The sequence below is a fragment of the Silvania confinis genome (assembly GCF_025564085.1).
GTDB lineage: Bacteria > Pseudomonadota > Gammaproteobacteria > Enterobacterales > Enterobacteriaceae > Enterobacter > Enterobacter confinis.
This window is the reverse complement of sequence record NZ_JAMGZJ010000074.1, coordinates 180,117-199,473: the sequence shown is the minus strand read 5'-3', so window position 1 is coordinate 199,473 and position 19,357 is coordinate 180,117. Positions and strand designations below refer to the sequence as shown.

The window sequence follows — 19,357 nt, the reverse complement described above, 5'->3', positions numbered from 1 at the left end:
CAGGGAGCCTCACCCGCTCAATTATAGTTAATCATAAAGGTGGCATCTGCATCGGCACGTCCCGGCTGCGGATTGTTAGCGGTGGCAATATAGTTGGCATAAAACGCCAGCTCCGCATTTCCTTCTGCATCGACGTTGACCTCGCGGCTGGCCTGCTGAAGCGGCAGGCGTGTTTTGTCCCTGTCGAGAATTTCTACCGCCACATTGCGGGCCTGGCTGACATCGTTCAGAGCCAGAAGCTGACTATCGGTGGTATCTGCGTCGCCAGAAAAGGTGATTGACGCCGACCCCGGTGGGCAGCCCGTAAGCTTCAGGCTAAAAGGTATCGCCTGCGTCCGGCTGCCGCTTGTCGCTACCTGTTTGGTAGGCCAGGTGCCTAAAGGCACCGCTTTGCTGCTGTCGCTGCCTTCTGCCACGCAGGTAAAATCAACAATGTTGCCGTAGAGCTGAATATTAATCTGCCCGAGAGGCGTATCCGCCTGGCTCAGTGGCTGCCACAGCGCAACGGCGGTCAGTGCCGCTGCGATCCCTTTACGCATTTCGCCCTCCTTACTGATAATCCACGCGCAAATAGCCGCGTGAGGTAAACCGCCCTTCTGCGGGTTTATTGCCGGTAATACTGACCGGCCACGCCATGATCCCCACCTGCGCTGAGCCGTCATCATCAAGTCTGTACGGGATCAGGCTGCCGAGATTATTGGGCGTGAGCGGCGTGCCGGATGCGGTCGCCACCACGAATCCCACGTCCGGGTTATCGGATACCATCGCGCTGCCGGACGCTTTTTCCGCCTCGATACGCATTGTCAGGTAGGCGTTGGCTTCAACGTTGGTGCATTTGATGGCGAGGGTTTTGCTCTGCGCGGTCACCCCTTCCGGCCGGTTTCCGGCCCCGGCCTTGCTGAACAGCGAGGCCCCCATATCTCCAAAATCGAATTCCACGATCTGCCCGGCGTTGATCGCGCAACTCTGGGGCACCTGCACGGTGCCGCTGTAGGAGATGGTATAGACCGGCGTCACCAGCGGATCGGCGGAGGTGGTCGTGACATACACGCGGAACATTATCGCGCGCGGGATGACCACCATATTGATAAACCGCTTTGTCACTTTCAGCCGAAAGATCAGATGAGAGTCGTTCACCGGAAAGGGTTTATGTTTTGCCACATTGTCATGATGTCCCATCTGGATATAGTTTGCCGGGGGATAAAAAACGCCCGAATAGCTGTCGGTGATTTTCATCGCGCCATCGAGATAATCATTCAGTCGCAGGTACTTATAGTTATCTATCGTCGCGGTTATCGGGAAATCAGTCACATAGCTACGCTTGGTGGTATCCCCCTTTGTGCCGGTTGGGCAGACCGCATTCACCCCCACCCACTGGGATTTTTCGCTGAGGGTAACGATTTGGCCGATATGGTTGTTGGCGCTGTTAAACGTATCCGTCAGATCGTAAAAGATATCGGTCGGCACGCCATTTTCATTGGCGCATACGGTCGCCAGCGCCTGGGCGGCGGGTAACAATGCCAGCAGCGGTACCAGCAGACATCGGGTATTAATCACAGCGGATCTCCTTAAGCGTGATGGCCTGTTGCAGGCTCGTTTCGGGCAGCGTATACGGCGCGCGACACTGGGCGCTCGCGCCGTTGCCCCACTGAATGAGCAGTTCACCCGCAAGCGGCAGGCCGCTCAGGTATATCTGTCCGTCATCCCCCACCATGCTGGTGACCCCGATGTTGACCTCGCGCACCACGGCACCAAAGGGCACCGGCTGGTTGGCGTGCATCGCGGTCAGCAAGGCGCGCACGCCGATGCGGGTGTCAAAGCTGGCACGCACCAGCGCGCCTTTGGTGGGCACCACGCTGCTGACGTTGTTCTCAACGTCGGTGTTATTGCTCATGGTATTGGTATTCAGCGCAACGCGGTTATAGCGATACACCGTGGCGTACGGCATCACCGCGTAACCCCGCCAGTCTGTTTTGACCCCGGTCTGGTTTTCGATGCTGACGCCGGAGGCCCCCGGCGCTTTAATCAGCACGTTGGTGTCGCCCAGCGGCTGGCTTAAGGTGACGCCATCGGCATGCCCCACCATGCCGCCCGACAGCTGCCAGTTGAGATCGTGTTGACTGCCGGAATAGTTATACCCGGCGCCCAGTGTTCCGTAGGTCGCCAGCCAGTTAGCGCTGGCACTGCCGCTGCTGACGCCGCCATTATTGCTGTGGCCCTGGGTCACGCTGTAGTTCAGGTTTCGGTCGTCCAGCAGCGTGCCGCTGACGCCGGTTTGCCAGCTGCTGTCACCCTCACTGCTGCGGCTGGCCGAGGCCGTGGCATAGGCGCGGTCAAACGCACTGTCGCGGCGATAAGCGTGGCCGCTAAACAAACTGAACGGAACTGACAGGTTAAAGGCGACAATTTTGTCCGTGCCGTCGATCCCCACCGCCTGGTTCCACGACCAGGAGACAGAGTAGCTCACCCCTTTAACACCGCCGGCATAGCCGAGTTGATACCAGGTGCTGGCGTCGCGGGTTCCCCAGTACGTCTGTTCGCTACCGGAGAGATACAGCGAGCCGTAATCCCCCAGCGATTGGGAAATATTGACCTGCAAGCGCCCTTTTTTATTCCACGCCAGGTTGTGGTAGCTCTGCACATCCGGCAATCCGTCATTGTCGCCGTCTTCATCGCTGTACTGATAACCTTCCATCACGCGCCACGCCACGTCATCGAGGGTGTAAAACCCTTTTGTCGAGTAGCGATAGCCCAGCAGCTGGAAGTTGGTGCCAAAGCGGTTCAGGGATTTGGCGTACAGGAAACGCAGGGATTGCCCTTCATGGCGGCTGTCGTCCGCCAGCTGGCTGCGGGCGTGAGTCAGATCGAGCGAGACCGCCCCCCAGTCGCCCAGATTTTTACCGGCACCCAGCGCGAGCGCCGTGTAGCGTGAGGCAAGCTGCGTACCGCCGTACAGGGTGTAGCCATTCGTCAGGCCGGCAATCAGGGTTCCCTGGGTGAAAAACGGGGTATTCTGATCGCTGTTACCGCTGCGGTAATCCCCGGCGACCAGGTCATATTTCAGCCGCCCTTCACGCTGCAGGAGCGGAACCGTTGAGTACGGCACCACGTAGCGCTGCTGGCTGCCATCTTTCTCTTCCACCGTGACGTCAAGGTCACCGCTGGATGAGGTCGGGTTGAGGTCGGTAATGGCAAAGCCTCCGGCCTGCACGTAACCCTGATAAACAACATAGCCATTTTGGCGGATTACCACTTTGGCGGGCGTGCGGGCAATGCCGCGCACGGTGGGCGCATAGCCCTGCATGCTGTCGGGGTACATGCTGTCCGAGGAGTACAGCCGCCCCCCGCGAAAGCCCACGCTGTCGAACACATCGTTCCCGGTGTTGTTGTCGCCCAGCACCAGCTCGCTTTTCAGCGGGATGACCGTGCGCTGCGCCCAGGTGCCGATATTCTGCCATTCGTTGTGCCGCGTGCCGTTGCTGCTGCTATAGCGCCATGCGCCGTTGTTCCGCAGCCGCCATGCCCCATAGTTCAGCCCACTTTGCAGGTTCAGATAGTAGCTGTCGTCATCACTTCCCCGGTTACCGCTGAAGCTGTAGTTCAGCAGCATCGCCGGAATGCCTTCATCCCACTGTTCCGGGGGGATATATCCGCGCGCGCTGTTTTGCATCGCCACCTGCGGCAGGCTGATGTTCAGGCGTAATGAGGCAAAATTAAACGCCACTTCACTGCCCGGAATCGCTGTTTTCAGCGGGGCACACTGCCCTGCCGCCAGGGTTGCCAGCGTCGGAAAAGCCGCGAAGTTCACCCCCATTCGCTCGAGCATGGCGCGGGTAATGCACGGCGTCAGCCCACCGGCGGATGGCGGAGGGTCGTCTTCCGCGGTCTGGAAGGGGACATCCAGGGTGCCGATAAATTCGTCATTGCGCCAGATGTCGACGCGATAAAGGCCGGGTGCCTGTCGGTGGCCCTGCTCAAATTGCGACAAATCCGCGACACTCGCCGCGCCGTCCGACAAAAAGGCCGGGTTGAAGTAGCTCTCACTCAGGCTCAACTGCGGCCAGAGCGTGGCCATCAGGGCCAGGGCAACCGGGCAGTAACGCCAGCGCGGCTTGGGCATGACGCTGGCTCTGCTCACAGGCTGGCACTGCGCGCGGGCGTGATCGCGCCGTAGTCGTTAACGCTCTGCCAGGAGAGCGTGCCGCTGGCCCCGGCCGGGATCGCCTGCTGCGCATGGTTTTTGGGCGCGATCATCAGGTTATCCAACTTCTTTCCGCCGAGCTGAATATTCACCAGCGTGATGTAATACGGCGAGGCATTGCTCACCTTCAGGTGGTTGCCCACACGTTCAAAGCGCAGGTGCGACAGCGCCTCTTCCGGCGGCAACGCCAGTTTACTGGGCCGCACGAACAGCTTGATGCGCGACAGGATCGCCAGCTGCAGGACGTTTTTGTCTTCCTGACTGGATTTACTCAGCGACGGGATCGCCTTTACGTTCATAAAAAACAGCGATTCACGATCGGCAGGCAGATCCGGTCCGGCGTAAATAATGCGTAAGGTGTTTTCACTGTTGGCCTCGCTGACGAACAGCGGCGGCGTTACGACGAAGGTTTTTTCTTTTTGTCCGCGATCGTTTTCAATCCACGCGTTAATTAAATAGCGCTCTTGTTTATTGCTGTTGGTAATGGCCAGCGAGGTCTGTTTTGCATCAGCCGGATAAATAACACGGGTGGCGCCCAGGGCAATTCCACCCGACGCAGATGCCGCTGCCGAAAACAGCATAAAAATAAAAGAAACGATCAGCCCGGATTTAAAGAGAATGTTCATCACAACTTTACCTTTAATTATATGTTCGCTGGCGTGTTTGTCGTCAGGGATAAACCAACGTAAACCAGACATCCGACTGAATATTGCCGGGGACTAAATGTGCGGAAATCACCCGGTAGCGGGCGCTAAAATGAAAAACCAACTCGCGGGTGCTGAGGGCTAACCCGGTTTTCGCGGGGGCGTTGGGAATAATCAGGTTTTGCTGCGAATCGAAGAGTGCCAGCCCAACGCCGCTGCTCACCGGGCTTTCGCCGGGCCGGGAGGACGCGAGGAAAACCTGCGGATCGGCGGCGGGCGTTGCCCCCTGAAACATCACCCCGACTGTCTGCGAGACATCCACGCTGCAGTCCACCAGACGTAGGGTAAAGGGCACATTCACCGTCGAAAAACTGCCGACGCCGTCAAACGAATTGGTGCGATATTGTCCCATTTCCACGCGCAGACTCTGGCTGTCGGGCGCAACGGCACAGCCGCCGTTAACCAGCTCGCCTTTGATATGCACTTTCCCGCCATCCACCAGTACGCTGTGGGCTATTGCCGGTGATACGGCCGTACACCACAGCAAAAACAGGATCCTTGTCCACCTCATCCTTCGTCCTCGATTCACGGGTAAGCGGTCTCTTCCCTGAGACCTGATTCGTCGTTATTCGTACTTCATGACGAAGGTGGCGTCGGCGTTTGCCTTGCCGGGTTCGGTGGTCGCGGCGGTCGCTTTGTAACGCGCGGCGAATTTGAGGGTGTTGGTGCCTTCGATCAGCGTCTGCGCAGCCGAGAAGCTGGCACCGTCCGGAATCAGCGTGCTGGATTTGCTGTCGAGGATTTCGATACCTACGCCTTTCGCCGCGTTATCGTTGCTACCGGAAGAGACCGCCAGCAGGGTGTTGTCGCTGCCATCAATTTGGCCGGAAAAGGCAACAGATGCCGTTTTCGCCACCGCAGGATCGCAGTCGTTCAGTTCAATGGTAAACGGCACATTTGTCGTGGTGTCGCCCACATTGCTGAATTTCGCCGTGCGGTACTGACCCAGATTAACAATCTGATCGGCGGATTCAGTATTGACTGCACAGGCAGCATTGACTAATTCCCCTTTAAAATGGACAGTGCCGCCATTAACGGAAACCGCCGGAGCAGGTACTGGATCTTCGGCATAAGCGGCAGCTGAAACCAGTGCCAGAGTAGCAACGACAGTTGTCGCCATTTTACTTAAGTTCATATCTATTCCTTTAAACGTAAAAAGCCCTTCCCGATAACTGCAGGAAATAAGAAATACGACCAATGGCATAATTGATGGATTATTTCGCCGGGGCTAAAGTAACGCAGGAATTAATAAGCGAATATGCCAAAACACTGCCAGTTGTCCAGGTCACATCCTAAAATGGCCTAAGAAATTACCCCTGACCCAACCAGGGGTATCGCGCATGCAGGGCAGTCCGCGCGCGAAATCTCGCAAAGTGTGACTGACAGCAGCGCTCGCTTCTGACAAAATATGTCCATTCCCCTTTTCATACCTTACAGACGGAATCTTCTCTCTGATGGCAGCAAAGATTATTGACGGTAAAACGATTGCGCAGCAGGTGCGCTCTGAGGTTGCGGAAAAAGTTAAGGCGCGTACAGCAGCAGGAAAACGCGCCCCTGGGCTGGCCGTTGTACTGGTCGGCAGCAACCCGGCATCGCAAATTTATGTCGGCAGCAAGCGTAAAGCGTGCGAAGAGGTTGGGTTTCTCTCCCGCTCCTACGATCTGCCAGAAACCACCAGCGAAGCAGAACTGCTTGAGCTGATTGATACCCTGAACGCCGATAAAGCCATCGACGGGATCCTGGTCCAGCTGCCGCTGCCTGCGGGCATCGACAACGTGAAAGTGCTGGAACGTATCTCGCCGGATAAAGACGTCGACGGTTTCCATCCGTACAACGTCGGTCGGCTGTGCCAGCGTGCGCCGCGCCTGCGTCCGTGCACCCCGCGCGGTATCGTGACGCTGCTCGAACGCTACAACATCGACACTTACGGCCTGAACGCCGTGGTGATTGGTGCCTCCAACATTGTCGGTCGTCCGATGAGCATGGAGCTGCTGCTGGCAGGCTGTACCACCACTGTGACCCACCGCTTTACCCGAAACCTGCGTCACCACGTCGAAAACGCAGACCTGCTGATCGTCGCCGTGGGCAAGCCGGGCTTTATTCCGGGCGAATGGATTAAAAAAGGCGCGATTGTCGTGGACGTGGGGATTAACCGTCTGGAAAACGGCAAAGTGGTCGGCGATGTGGTGTATGAAGATGCCGCCGAGCGCGCATCGTTTATCACGCCGGTACCGGGTGGCGTCGGTCCAATGACCGTAGCCACATTGATTGAGAATACTTTGCAGGCATGCGTTGAGTATCACGACGTAGAGGAAGCGTAAGATGGCCACATTTTCATTAGGTAAACACCCGCACGTCGAGCTGTGCGATCTGCTCAAGCTGGAAGGCTGGAGCGAAAGCGGTGCCCAGGCGAAGAGCTTTATCGCTGACGGTCTGGTGAACGTCGACGGCGCGGTGGAAACCCGCAAACGTTGCAAAATCGTCGCCGGTCAGACGGTGAGTTTCCAGGGTCAGAGCATTACAGTTGTAGCCTAAACACCGCATCACGCTGTTGCCCTCACCCTAACCCTCTCCCAACGGGAGAGGGGATCACATATCCCCATTACCATCACGGTTAATTATCGATCGACTTCAAATAATCACTATTTCATCTGTTGAAATGTGAAAATTTAGTTGCACGATTTATAGGCTTTCCCCACGATAAGTAGAACGTTCTACTAAAACGTTCTACTCACTACTATAACAGCGCTCACAGAGCGTCACTCGGGGAAATCAGCATGAGCCTGATATCAGGATTTGTTAAATCGCTGTCGAAATTATCGATGATTGGTCGCGCCTTAATGCTGCCGATCTCGCTGCTTCCAGCCGCAGGCCTGCTGTTGGCCTTCGGCGATAAGTTCCATTTACCGCTGATGATGAACGCGGGCGGGGTGATCTTTGATAACCTGCCGATGCTGTTCGCCATTGGCTCGGCCGTGGGTCTGGCTTCGGAATCGGGGATCGCGGCACTCTCTGCGGCGGTGTCGGTGTTTATCACCAACATTACCATCGGGACGGTGCTGAGCATCACTCCGGAAATGGCGTCCCAGGGCGGCAAATACGCGATGGTGGTGGGGATCCCGACGCTGCAGATGGGCGTCTTTGGCGGCCTGCTGTGCGGTATTTTGGCCGCGTGGTGCTATAACCGCTTCCACACCCTGCAGCTGCCAGAATTCCTCGGCTTCTTCTCCGGCAAGCGCTTTGTGGCGATTGCTACCGCCTTCCTGTCGTTCGTGATGGGTCTGCTGCTGCCGTACGTCTGGCAGCACATTCAGGCCGGTATCGATGCGCTGTCAGTGATCGTCAACGGTGACAATCAGGCGGCCTCGACCTTTATCTTTGGTCTGGTGGAACGTGCGCTGATCCCGCTGGGTCTGCACCATATCTGGTATCCGTCGTTCTGGTACTCGTTTGGCGATTACACCACCCAGGCTGGTCAGGTTATCCACGGCGACCAGACCATCTGGTTCAAAATGCTGGAAGAAGGGGTGAAATCCTTCAGCAGCGACACTTACCAGAATGCCGGTAAGTTCATGCAGGGTGAGTTCCCGCTGATGCTGTTCGCGCTGCCGGCGGCCTGTCTGGCGATGTACCACGAAGCGCACACCAAAAACAAAAAGATTGCCGCCGGTATTCTGTTCTCTGCCGCGCTGACCTGTTTCCTGACCGGGATCACCGAGCCGGTTGAGTTCACCTTTATCTTCGTGGCACCGGTCCTGTACGTCTTCAACGCCATCATGGCGGGCCTGGCGTACATGAGCATGTATCTGCTGGATGCGCACATCGCCAAATCGTTCTCGGCGGGCTTTATCGACTACCTGTCGTTTGGCATCCTGCCGTCGTTCAACGGCTACCAGACCAACTTCCTCAGCGCGGTGATTATCGGCGTGCCGATGGCACTGATTTACTACTTCACCTTCCGCTTTGTGATCCGTCGCCTCGACGTGAAAACGCCGGGCCGTACCGACGTCACCGCCAATGCGAATGACAAAACGGATACCGAAATCGCCACCGAAATTATCGGTCTGCTGGGCGGCGCGCAGAACATCGACTCGGTTGGCTCCTGTATCACCCGTCTGCGTCTGGAAGTGACCAAGAGCAGCATGGTCGATAAAGACGGCCTGAACGGGCTGGGCGCACGCGGGGTGGTCTTCGTGGGCGACTCGGGCATCCAGGTTATCTTTGGCGCAAGGGCACAGTTTATCGCCCAAACCATGTCGACGATGATCGGTAAATAATTCAGCCTGATTGACGCGTCTCCTGTACTCTTACGGGGGACGTTGTCTTATCAGGCATTTCAGGGAGAAGATGTGAAGAAGGTCAGCATCATTGATGTCGCCAGAGAGTCCGGCGTGTCGGTTTCGACCGTCTCGCTGGTGTTACGCCAGAAGGGAAAAATCTCCGAGGCCACGATCGAAAAGGTTCACGCCGCCATCACCGCGTTGGGCTACGTGCATAACGTTGCCGCAGCCAACCTCCGTGCCAATACCTCCAATCTTATCGGTCTGATCCTGCGTGATTTCAGCGACAGTTTTTCCATCAAAGTGATGGCCAGCATCGTCCAGGAACTTGAGAAACAAGGCTATATGGTCTTTCTCGGCCAGCCGCTGAACGACGGAGAACACCTGGAGCGTTGCCTGCTCTCCTTTAAGCAGCAGGGCGTCGCCGGGGTAATCTATCTGGCCTCTGATACTCGCACTGCCGCCCTGCCCGCATTGATCCGCCAGTGTGCCCTGCCGCTGGTGGCGGTGTCGCAATCGTTGTTAGAGGAATCCTGCAATCTGGTGATGCGTGATAACCGCCAGGCAGCGCACCTCGCCACCCGCTATCTGATTGAGCGTGGGCACCGCAACATTGCCTATATCGGCGGCCGAGAAGGCGACCTGATCCGCGAGCAGCGCCTGCTGGGGTTTCGCAGCGCGATGACGCAAAACGGTCTGGTGTTCCGCGAAGAGTCGGCCCCGGCCTGCAGCGACGATACCCAGGCGGTGAGCTTTGCGGCCCGGCAACTGCTCGAGAAAAACAACACCCTTACCGCCCTGCTCTGCCACTCGCCGGACGCGATGATCGGCTCGATTTCCGGGATCCATCACGTGGGGCGTACCGTCGGCAAAGACGTGTTTCTGACCCAGCAGGTGGCGCTGGTGGGGTTTGAAGATATGCTGCACATCAATCTCACTTCACCGTCCTTTACCTACGTGTCGTCTGCCAGCGAAGAGACCGGACGCCAGGCGGCGGGGCTGATGATCCGCAAGCTGAAAGAGCCCGAGCTGCAAACCCAGCGCATTACGCTCTCCGGCCAGCTGTTCGCCCGGGAATCCGCCTGAATTCAGATTTAATCCTGAGGCAGAGTTTGGCCGCACTCTGCTATATTTCCATGATTTGCCATGGATAATTGCTATGCCTACCATCATCACCCACGCCGCAGTCCCGCTTTGCCTTGGCTTAGGCTTGGGTACCCGCGTTATTCCCCCGCGCCTGCTGTTTGCCGGGGTAGTCCTTGCCATGCTGCCGGATGCCGACGTACTGGCGTTTAAATTCGGCATCGCCTACGGCAATATTTTTGGTCATCGCGGTTTTACCCACTCGCTGCTGTTTGCCTTTGTGGTGCCAATACTCTGCGTTTTAGCAGGACGACGATGGTTCGGCGCGGGGCTCCTGCGCTGCTGGGTGTTCCTGACGGTTTCGCTGCTGTCGCACAGCCTGCTGGATTCAGTGACGACGGGCGGTAAAGGGGTCGGCTGGCTGTGGCCGTGGTTGGATGAACGCTTCTTTGCCCCGTGGCAGGTGATCAAGGTCGCGCCGTTTGCCCTGTCGCGCTATATGACGCCTTACGGCCATCAGGTGATTATCTCAGAACTGCTGTGGGTGTGGTTGCCGGGGGCAGTGGTGCTGGGGATGTTGTGGTGGCGACGTGCGCGCTGATGCCCTCACCCCGGCCCTCACCCACGGGGAGAGGGAGAAAACCGAACCATCCCCTCTCCTTTTGGGAGAGGGTTAGGGTGAGGGGAAAACTTACTTACGACGCCAGATGGTGCCCTGCGGGCCATCTTCCAGAATGATGCCCATCTCGGTCAGACGGTTACGCGCGGCATCGGCAGCGGCCCAATCTTTGGCCTGACGCGCATCCAGACGCGCTTTAATCAGAGCTTCAATTTCCGCCACTTCGCCGTCGTCCGCCTGGGCACCGCTCTGCAGGAAGGCTTCTGGCTCCTGCTCCAGCAGGCCCAGCACGCCGGACAGCTTACGCATGTGTGAAGCCAGCGCGTTAGCGGCCTGGGCATCTTCACCTTTCAGGCGATTCACTTCACGCGCCATATCGAACAGTGCGGAGTACGCTTCCGGGGTGTTGAAATCATCGTTCATCGCCTCGATAAAGCGGGCTTCAAACGCGTCGCCACCCGCAGCCGGTACCGATTTATCGGTGCCGCGCAGGGCGGTATACAAGCGCTCGAGAGCGGAACGCGCCTGCTTGAGGTTCTCTTCGCTGTAGTTCAGCTGGCTGCGATAGTGGCCGGACATCAGGAAGTAGCGGATGGTTTCAGCGTCGTAGTATTTCAGCACGTCGCGCACGGTAAAGAAGTTGCCCAGCGATTTTGACATCTTCTCGCGGTCAATCATCACCATCCCGGAGTGCATCCAGACGTTGACGTATTCACCGTCGTGCGCGCAGGTGGACTGGGCGATTTCGTTTTCATGGTGCGGGAACATCAGGTCTGAACCGCCGCCATGAATATCGAAGTGATTGCCCAGCTGTTTGCAGTTCATGGCCGAACATTCAATGTGCCAGCCCGGACGCCCTTCGCCCCACGGCGATGGCCAGCTCGGTTCACCGGCTTTCGACATCTTCCACAGCACAAAATCCATCGGGTTGCGCTTCACGTCCACCACATCAACGCGGGCACCGGCCTGTAGCTGATCCAGATCCTGACGGGAGAGCTGACCGTAGTGCGGATCGGTCGGCACGTCGAACATCACGTCGCCGTTGTCGGCTACATAGGCGTGACCTTTGGCGATCAGCTGCTCGGTGATTTCAATGATTTCCGGAATGTGGTGCGTTGCACGCGGCTCCAGATCCGGGCGCAGAATGTTCAGCGCGTCAAAATCGCGGTGCATTTCAGCGATCATCCGGTCGACTAAATCGACGAAGTTTTCGCCGTTTTCATTGGCGCGTTTGATAATTTTATCGTCGATATCGGTGATATTGCGTACATACTTAAGGTTGTACCCGAGGAAGCGCAAATAGCGGGAGACCACGTCAAAGGAGACGAAGGTACGACCATGGCCGATATGACAGAGATCGTAAACGGTAATACCACACACGTACATGCCGACTTCCCCGGCATGAATAGGTTTGAATTCCTCTTTTTGGCGCGTCAGGGTATTGAAGATTTTTAACATCGAAGATTCCATGTGAGACGTGTGTGGACGAAAACGGCGTATTCTACACTAATTCAAACGCGAAGCGGCGCACAATGCAAGGTGATCGCGCCGTGAGGTTATGCTATAACAAGCGCTTATTGTGGCCCCCCACGGGGTCGAAGCACCACTAAAACGGAACAGGATGCAAAAATGGTTACTTTCCACACTAATCATGGCGATATCGTCATCAATACCTTTGATGATAAAGCGCCTGAAACAGTTAAAAACTTCCTGGACTACTGCCGCGAAGGTTTCTACGACAACACCATTTTCCACCGTGTTATTAACGGCTTTATGATCCAGGGCGGCGGTTTTGAACCTGGTATGAACCAGAAAGAGACCAAAGCAGCGATCAAAAACGAAGCCAACAACGGTCTGAAAAACACCCGCGGTACGCTGGCAATGGCCCGTACTCAGGCACCACACTCAGCAACTGCCCAGTTCTTCATCAACGTGGCTGACAACGACTTCCTGAACTTCTCCGGTGAAAACCTGCAGGGTTGGGGCTACTGCGTATTCGCAGAAGTGGCTGACGGTATGGACGTGGTCGAGAAGATCAAAGGCGTCTCCACTGGCCGCAGCGGTATGCATCAGGACGTTCCTAAAGAAGACGTTGTGATCACAAGCGTGACCGTCAGCGAGTAATTGGTGGCGACACTCTTTATTGCAGATCTGCATCTGCAAACAGAAGAACCGGCGATCACCGCCGGTTTTCTGCGTTTTTTACAGGGTGAAGCGCGTCACGCCGACGCCCTGTACATCCTCGGCGATCTGTTCGAAGCCTGGATTGGCGATGACGATCCCAACCCGCTACACCGCGAAATAGCATACGCGATCAACGCCCTGGTCAATGCTGGCGTCCCCTGCTTCTTTATCCACGGTAACCGTGACTTTCTGATCGGCAAGCGTTTTGCCCGCGAATGCGGCATGACCCTGCTGGCGGAAGAGACTGTTCTCGACCTGTACGGCCGCAGGATGTTGATCATGCATGGCGACACGCTCTGCACCGACGACACCGGTTATCTTGCGTTTCGCGCCAAAGTGCATACCCCCTGGATCCAGACCCTGTTTCTGGCCCTGCCGCTGTTTATTCGTAGCCGCATCGCCGCCAAAATGCGTGCGGGCAGCAAAGCCGCGAACAGCAGTAAATCGATGACCATCATGGACGTTAATCCGCAGGCGGTGGTCCAGATGATGGAAAAACACCGCGTACAGTGGCTGATCCACGGCCATACTCATCGCCCGGATATGCATCCGCTCACCGCCAACGGTGAACCCGCCCAGCGCGTGGTATTGGGTGCCTGGCATGAGCAGGGTTCAATGGTAAAAGTCTCGCCGGAAGGCATCGAACTTATCGCCTTTCCGTTTTAAATAATCCCCGCTTTTTGCCGCAACTTTAGCCGCGCAACCGTTTTCCTTGCCTGAGGATCGTGCTATTCTCTGTGGCCTCAAAAGCCGAGAATTGTGCCTCACAGGAGTTTTTAGCCGCATGTCTTCCAGCAATAATCCGGCGCGTGTCGCCATCGTGATGGGGTCCAAAAGCGACTGGGCTACCATGCAGTTTGCCACCGAAATCTTCGAAATCCTGCATGTTCCACACCACGTTGAAGTGGTCTCCGCACACCGCACCCCCGATAAACTGTTCAGCTTCGCCGAAAGTGCAGAAGAGAACGGCTATCAGGTGATTATTGCCGGTGCCGGCGGGGCCGCGCATCTGCCTGGCATGATTGCCGCCAAAACGCTGGTCCCGGTGCTCGGCGTACCGGTGCAAAGCGCAGCCCTGAGCGGCGTCGACAGTCTCTACTCTATCGTGCAGATGCCACGCGGCATTCCGGTGGGTACACTGGCGATCGGTAAAGCGGGTGCCGCCAATGCCGCCCTGCTGGCCGCACAAATTCTGGCGACCCACGATCAAGCGCTGCATCAGCGCCTGGTTGCGTTCCGCGCAGCCCAAACCGATGAGGTGCTGGAGAATCCAGACCCGCGAGGTGCGGCATGAAGCAGGTTTGCGTCCTCGGCAACGGTCAGTTAGGCCGCATGCTGCGTCAGGCCGGTGAGCCGCTGGGCATTACCGTCTGGCCGGTCGGGCTGGACGATGAACCCGAATCCGTTCCGTTCCAGCAAAGCGTAATTACCGCCGAGATTGAGCGCTGGCCAGAGACCGCCTTAACCCGCGAGCTGGCGCGCCATAACGCGTTCGTTAACCGCGACGTATTCCCGATAATCGCCGACCGTCTGACGCAAAAACAGCTGTTCGACGATCTGAGCCTTGCCACCGCCCCGTGGCAGCTGCTGACCGAGAAATCACAGTGGGCAGGCGTGTTCGACACCCTGGGTGAACTGGCGATCGTCAAACGCCGCGTCGGCGGCTACGACGGCCGCGGTCAGTGGCGTCTGCGCGCCACTGAAACCGATCAGCTGCCGGACGAATGCTACGGCGAGTGCATCGTTGAGCAGGGCATTAACTTCAGCGGCGAAGTGTCGCTGGTCGGCGCCCGCGCCCACGACGGCAGCACCGTGTTTTATCCTCTGACCCACAACCTGCACCAGGACGGTATTCTGCGCACCAGCGTAGCCTTCCCGCAGGCAGATGCGCAGCAGCAGGCGCAGGCCGAAAGCATGCTGTCAGCAATCATGCAGGAGCTGGGCTATGTCGGCGTGATGGCGATGGAGTGCTTTGTCACCCCGGAAGGCCTGCTGATCAACGAGCTGGCCCCGCGCGTGCACAACAGCGGTCACTGGACGCAAAACGGGGCCTCCATCAGCCAGTTTGAGCTGCATCTGCGGGCCATTACCGGCCTGCCGCTGCCGCAGCCGGTGGTCAACAGCCCGTCGGTGATGATCAACCTGATCGGCACCGATCTGAACGACGCCTGGCTGTCGCAGCCGCTGGTGCATCTGCACTGGTACGACAAAGAGGTGCGTCCGGGCCGCAAGGTCGGACACCTGAACCTGAACGATACCGACGTTGCACGACTGAGCGCCGCCCTCGACGCCCTCGTTCCCCTGCTGCCAGCGGAATACGCCAGCGGCATCGCCTGGGCGCAATCGACCCTGCGTTAAGCCTCAGCGCCGGGGAGTTGACCTTCCCCTTCCCCGGCGTACAATCCAGCCCATCGCTGTAATGAGGGATCCTTATGAACGATGGGACGGACTACCGCGCCATACTTACCGCCGACACGCCGTTAATCGACGTGCGCGCGCCCGTGGAATTTGCCCAGGGCGCGATGCCTGCGGCCATCAACCTGCCGTTAATGAATGACGACGAACGCGCCGCCGTGGGCACCTGTTATAAACGCCACGGGGCGGACGCCGCGCTGGCGCTCGGCCATCGGCTGGTCACCGGCGACACCCGCGGACAGCGGCTGGAGGCGTGGAAAGTGGCCTGCCTGATGCACCCGCAGGGCTACATTAGCTGCGCCCGGGGCGGGCAGCGATCCCATATCGTGCAGGCGTGGCTAAAAGACGCTGGCGTCGATTACCCGCTGATCCGTGGCGGCTATAAAGCGCTGCGCCAGGCGGCGATGCAGGCCACGGTCGAGCAGGCGCAAAAACCCGCCGTGCTGATTGGCGGCTGCACCGGCAGCGGCAAGACCCTGCTGGTCAAAGCCCATCCGCAGGGCGTCGATCTTGAAGGGCTGGCGCACCATCGCGGCTCGTCGTTTGGCCGCACGCTGACGCCGCAGCTGTCGCAGGCGAGCTTTGAAAATCATCTCGCCACCGACCTGTTAAAGAAAGACGCCAGCCGTTGGGTGCTGGAAGATGAAGGCCGGATGATTGGCTCTAACCACCTGCCGGCGTGCCTGCGTGAGCGGATGGCGCAGTCGCCGATTGTGGTGGTCGAGGATCCGTTTGAGGTCCGTCTTGATCGGCTGCGCGAAGAGTATTTCGAGCACATGTGGCAGGCGTTTCGTAGCCGGTACGGCGAAGAGGCGGGCTGGCGTGAGTACGGCGAATACCTGCACCACGGCCTGTTCGCCATCCGCCGTCGCCTGGGGCTGCAGCGTTTTACTGAGTTCGCCGCCCTGCTGGACAGCGGGCTCATCGAGCAGCGGCGCACAGGCAGTACCGAGGCGCACTTCGCCTGGCTTGCGCCACTGCTCAATGACTATTACGACCCGATGTACCGTTATCAGCTGGAGAAAAAAGCCGACAAGATCGTCTATCGGGGCGCATTTAACGAGGTGGCCGCCTGGCTGACGGCCTGAAATGTCTACCGGCGATCGCGCTTATCGGCGCGTTTCGCCAGCCAGTCGCCGAGCACTTGCACGATTTGCACCAGCACAATCAGCGCGATCACCGTCACCACCATCACCTGGGTTTCGTAGCGGTAGTAGCCGTAGCGGATCGCCAGATCCCCTACCCCGCCGCCGCCGACAATCCCGGCCATTGCCGAATAGCCGATCAAACTCACCAGGGTAATGGTCAGGCCGCGCAGCAGTCCGGCGCTCGCCTCCGGTAACAGCACGGTGCAGATAATGCGCATCGGGCTGGCGCCAAAGGCTTCGGCCGCTTCGATGATCCCTTTATCCACTTCGCGCAGAGCGCTGTCCACCAGCCGGGCGTAAAACGCAATCGCCGCCACCGACAGCGGCACAGAGGCGGCAATCGGCCCGATGGTGTTGCCCAACAGGAACTGCGTTAACGGCAGCAGCAGCACCAGTAAAATCACAAACGGCACCGAGCGGATGATGTTCACCAGCACCGAGCTCACCAGATAGACAAAACGGTTTTGCCAGAACAGATGGCGGTCGGTGACAAAAATCAGAAAGCCCAGCGGCAGGCCGCCGAGGATCGCCAGCACCGTTGAGATGCCAAGCATCTGGAAGGTTTCGTTAAATGCCAGACTGAGGTCGAGCAGTAAATCATCCACGGATCACCTCCACCTGGGCGGTACGATTACGGATATGTTCTACCGCCAGCGCCACGGCAGAGGGGTTTTCTGGCGCAGTCAGCTGGACGACTAAAATGCCCAACGCACGCTCGCCGATATACTCGATCTTGCCGTGCAGGATATTCACCGCCACGCCAAATTTCACCGCCACCTCAGACAGCACCGGCTGCTCGGCAGAATCGCCGATAAACAAGATCTTCAGCAATTGCCCCGGCAGATGCTGCTGCAGGCGTTCCGGCAACGTCAGGTTCAGGGTGTGCGACACCAGCTGCCGGGTAAACGCATGCTGCGGATGGGCAAAAACATCAAACACCTCGCCCAGCTCGACCACTTCGCCGCCGGACATGACCGCCACGCGATCGCAGATCGACTTGATCACGTTCATCTCGTGGGTGATCAGCACGATGGTGATCCCCATCTGTTCATTGATCTGCTTTAACAGCGCCAGAATGGTGGCGGAGGTTTCCAGATCCAGCGCCGAAGTCGGCTCATCGCAGAGCAGGACATCAGGATGGTTAGCAATGGCGCGGGCAATGCCGACGCGCTGCTTCTGCCCGCCGCTGAGCTGCACCGGGTAGCGGTTGGCTTTATCGCTGAGCCCCACCAGGGCGAGGATTTCGCTGACGCGCGGGACAATTTTGCTGCGCTCCCAGCCTGCGGCCTTCAGGCTAAAGGCCACGTTCTGCGCCACAGTGCGGGTGTGCATCAAGTTGAAATGCTGGAAAATCATGCCGATACGCTGGCGAGCCTGGCGCAAACTGGCACCTTCAAGGGCGGAGATTTCCACGCCGTTGACCTTCACGCTGCCCGATGCCGGGCGCTGGAGGGCATTTAGGGTGCGCAGCAGGGTGCTCTTGCCCGCACCGCTGGTGCCGACAATGCCAAAAATTTCGCCAGCAGCAATGCGCAGGCTGACGTCTGACACCGCCCGGGTGGCGGGCCCGCGTCCGGTCTGGAAATCGACGCAGACCTTCTCTAACTCAATCATGACTACCTCAGAAATGCGAAAAGGGCAGCCGCTGCTGCCCTGGTGTCTGCCCGGCGCGATCAGGGTTTGGCGGCCGTCATCCAGTCTGGTTTCTGGAACGATTGATAGACATTTTTCGGGTCGTCAATCACCGCGCGATAGGCTGGTGATTGCACCACCGTCACAATGTCTTTGGCAAACGGCTTGTCCGCATCTTCCGTGCGTACCGCAATGATATTTTTCAGGTTTTCGTCCAGCTGTTCCTGGGCAAGGGCGCTGGAGAGATCCAGCCCGGCGGCAATGGCGAAGTTGCCGTTTACCAGCGAGGCGGTGACGCTGTCCAGCGTGCGTGGCAGCTGGGCCGCTTCCAGCGGTTTGAACACCAGCCCTTTCGGGTTGCTGGCAATGTCGCGCTCCGAGGCTTTGGTCGGATCGATATTCTCTTTGATGGTGATCAGCTTCAGCGATGCGAGGAAACGCAGGCCGCGCGCGAGGTTGGTCGGATCGTTCGACAGCGTGACGATATCGCCTTTTTTCAGCTCATCGAGACTCTTCACCTTGCGGGAGTAGAAACCCATCCCAGCCGTCGGCACCGCCAGCAATTTGGTGAGTTTCAGATCTTTATCGGCCGTGAATTTGCTGAAATAGAGTGAGTGCTGGAACAGGTTGGCATCGATGCTGCCGTTGGCCAGCGCCATATTGGGCTGCACGTAGTCGCTGAATTCGCGCACCACTACCTTGTAACCTTTCTCTTTCAGCGACGGCGCAATAGCCTGCTTGACCATGTCGCCATACGGGCCCGGCGCAACGCCGAAGACGATAGTGTGTGGATCGCTGTTAGCCTGGGCAGCTTGCAAGCCGCAGACCAGCAAAAGCGCGCCGGCGGCAGCACGAAGCGTGTGACGTAATCCCATGAGATCTCCATTTCAAAGCGGTGATGCGTGATGTGGGTGCGCCGTACGATGCGGCGCGGTTGCCGTTAACATGACACAGATCACAGGCCGCGTCCTTGAAATTATTTCATGATGTTGCGAATTATGTCGTTGAATGTACAGGAGATGGGTTATGCGATTTTCGGCAATGTTTTGCTGGCGGGGTCGAGGGTAGCCCCGGTGAGCAACGCACCACCG

At 58.0% G+C, this 19,357-nt stretch carries 20 protein-coding genes; 10 read left to right on the top strand and 10 right to left on the bottom strand.

Going from position 1 to position 19,357, the window contains the following annotated elements; genetic code table 11:
* Positions 1-17: 17 nt before the first annotated feature.
* From sfmF to fimA, 6 genes are read right to left on the bottom strand one after another with little or no spacing between them, the layout of a single operon-like run.
* Complete coding sequence (sfmF, locus tag M8013_RS10820) at positions 18-539, bottom strand: fimbria assembly protein (protein ID WP_271267807.1); 522 nt, start codon at positions 537-539, stop codon at positions 18-20.
* A 10-nt stretch (positions 540-549) separates the two neighbouring features.
* Positions 550-1,557: a type 1 fimbria D-mannose specific adhesin FimH gene (gene fimH / locus M8013_RS10815; protein WP_271267806.1), complete on the bottom strand. Its 1,008-nt coding sequence runs from the start codon at positions 1,555-1,557 to the stop codon at positions 550-552.
* Positions 1,550-4,120, bottom strand: a complete 2,571-nt coding sequence (locus tag M8013_RS10810) for a fimbrial biogenesis usher protein (protein ID WP_271267805.1) — start codon at positions 4,118-4,120, stop codon at positions 1,550-1,552. The genes fimH and M8013_RS10810 overlap by 8 nt, the downstream gene beginning before the upstream one ends.
* Positions 4,121-4,134: 14 nt before the next feature.
* Positions 4,135-4,827, bottom strand: coding sequence for a type 1 fimbria chaperone FimC (gene fimC, locus M8013_RS10805; protein WP_271267804.1), 693 nt, complete (start codon positions 4,825-4,827; stop codon positions 4,135-4,137).
* Between the two features lie 43 nt (positions 4,828-4,870).
* The gene (gene fimI / locus M8013_RS10800) at positions 4,871-5,416 is read right to left on the bottom strand and encodes a type 1 fimbrial protein subunit FimI (RefSeq protein WP_271267803.1); all 546 of its coding nucleotides are present in this window, start codon (positions 5,414-5,416) and stop codon (positions 4,871-4,873) included.
* A gap of 54 nt (positions 5,417-5,470) precedes the next feature.
* Positions 5,471-6,040, bottom strand: coding sequence for a type 1 fimbrial major subunit FimA (gene fimA, locus M8013_RS10795; protein WP_271267802.1), 570 nt, complete (start codon positions 6,038-6,040; stop codon positions 5,471-5,473).
* 319 nt (positions 6,041-6,359) lie between these two features.
* Here fimA and folD point away from each other — a divergent pair, with 319 nt between their 5' ends.
* The 5 genes from folD (at position 6,360) to M8013_RS10770 (ending at position 10,869) form a co-directional block, all read left to right on the top strand.
* On the top strand, positions 6,360-7,226 hold the full coding sequence (folD, locus tag M8013_RS10790; protein WP_271267801.1) for a bifunctional methylenetetrahydrofolate dehydrogenase/methenyltetrahydrofolate cyclohydrolase FolD: 867 nt from the start codon (positions 6,360-6,362) through the stop codon (positions 7,224-7,226).
* Between the two features lies 1 nt (position 7,227).
* The gene (gene ybcJ, locus M8013_RS10785) at positions 7,228-7,440 is read left to right on the top strand and encodes a ribosome-associated protein YbcJ (protein ID WP_271267800.1); all 213 of its coding nucleotides are present in this window, start codon (positions 7,228-7,230) and stop codon (positions 7,438-7,440) included.
* Between the two features lie 242 nt (positions 7,441-7,682).
* Positions 7,683-9,182 carry a PTS transporter subunit EIIC gene (locus tag M8013_RS10780; protein ID WP_271267799.1) on the top strand — a complete coding sequence of 500 codons (1,500 nt, stop codon included), beginning with the start codon at positions 7,683-7,685 and terminating at the stop codon, positions 9,180-9,182.
* A 72-nt stretch (positions 9,183-9,254) separates the two neighbouring features.
* The gene (gene malI, locus M8013_RS10775) at positions 9,255-10,271 is read left to right on the top strand and encodes a Mal regulon transcriptional regulator MalI (RefSeq protein ID WP_271267798.1); all 1,017 of its coding nucleotides are present in this window, start codon (positions 9,255-9,257) and stop codon (positions 10,269-10,271) included.
* Positions 10,272-10,344: 73 nt separating this feature from the next.
* The gene (locus tag M8013_RS10770; RefSeq protein ID WP_271267797.1) at positions 10,345-10,869 is read left to right on the top strand and encodes a metal-dependent hydrolase; all 525 of its coding nucleotides are present in this window, start codon (positions 10,345-10,347) and stop codon (positions 10,867-10,869) included.
* A 90-nt stretch (positions 10,870-10,959) separates the two neighbouring features.
* Here M8013_RS10770 and cysS read toward each other — a convergent pair whose 3' ends face one another.
* Entirely contained in the window at positions 10,960-12,345 is a 1,386-nt protein-coding gene (gene cysS / locus M8013_RS10765; protein ID WP_271267796.1) for a cysteine--tRNA ligase, read from the bottom strand.
* 171 nt (positions 12,346-12,516) lie between these two features.
* Here cysS and ppiB point away from each other — a divergent pair, with 171 nt between their 5' ends.
* The 5 genes from ppiB to mnmH all read left to right on the top strand — a co-directional run bounded on the left by ppiB (position 12,517) and on the right by mnmH (position 16,574).
* Positions 12,517-13,011, top strand: a complete 495-nt coding sequence (gene ppiB / locus M8013_RS10760) for a peptidylprolyl isomerase B (protein WP_271267795.1) — start codon at positions 12,517-12,519, stop codon at positions 13,009-13,011.
* Positions 13,012-13,014: 3 nt separating this feature from the next.
* Positions 13,015-13,737, top strand: coding sequence for a UDP-2,3-diacylglucosamine diphosphatase (gene lpxH / locus M8013_RS10755; protein WP_271267794.1), 723 nt, complete (start codon positions 13,015-13,017; stop codon positions 13,735-13,737).
* A gap of 118 nt (positions 13,738-13,855) precedes the next feature.
* Positions 13,856-14,365, top strand: a complete 510-nt coding sequence (gene purE, locus M8013_RS10750) for a 5-(carboxyamino)imidazole ribonucleotide mutase (protein ID WP_271267793.1) — start codon at positions 13,856-13,858, stop codon at positions 14,363-14,365.
* Positions 14,362-15,429, top strand: coding sequence for a 5-(carboxyamino)imidazole ribonucleotide synthase (gene purK, locus M8013_RS10745; RefSeq protein ID WP_271267792.1), 1,068 nt, complete (start codon positions 14,362-14,364; stop codon positions 15,427-15,429). The genes purE and purK overlap by 4 nt, the downstream gene beginning before the upstream one ends.
* A 74-nt stretch (positions 15,430-15,503) precedes the next feature.
* Positions 15,504-16,574, top strand: a complete 1,071-nt coding sequence (gene mnmH, locus M8013_RS10740) for a tRNA 2-selenouridine(34) synthase MnmH (RefSeq protein ID WP_271267791.1) — start codon at positions 15,504-15,506, stop codon at positions 16,572-16,574.
* 5 nt (positions 16,575-16,579) lie between these two features.
* Here the strand turns inward: mnmH and M8013_RS10735 are convergent, their stop codons facing one another.
* Genes M8013_RS10735 through M8013_RS10725 form a run of 3 tightly spaced genes read right to left on the bottom strand, consistent with a single transcriptional unit; the run spans position 16,580 to position 19,141 of the window.
* Positions 16,580-17,239: a methionine ABC transporter permease gene (locus M8013_RS10735; protein ID WP_271267790.1), complete on the bottom strand. Its 660-nt coding sequence runs from the start codon at positions 17,237-17,239 to the stop codon at positions 16,580-16,582.
* A complete protein-coding gene (sfbB, locus tag M8013_RS10730) occupies positions 17,232-18,248 on the bottom strand; it encodes a virulence-associated ABC transporter ATP-binding protein SfbB (RefSeq protein ID WP_271267789.1) in 1,017 nt (338 codons plus the stop codon). The genes M8013_RS10735 and sfbB overlap by 8 nt, the downstream gene beginning before the upstream one ends.
* A gap of 59 nt (positions 18,249-18,307) precedes the next feature.
* Positions 18,308-19,141 (bottom strand): MetQ/NlpA family ABC transporter substrate-binding protein, encoded by an 834-nt coding sequence (locus M8013_RS10725; protein ID WP_271267788.1) that lies wholly within the window; start codon positions 19,139-19,141, stop codon positions 18,308-18,310.
* Between the last annotated feature and the right edge of the window lie 216 nt (positions 19,142-19,357).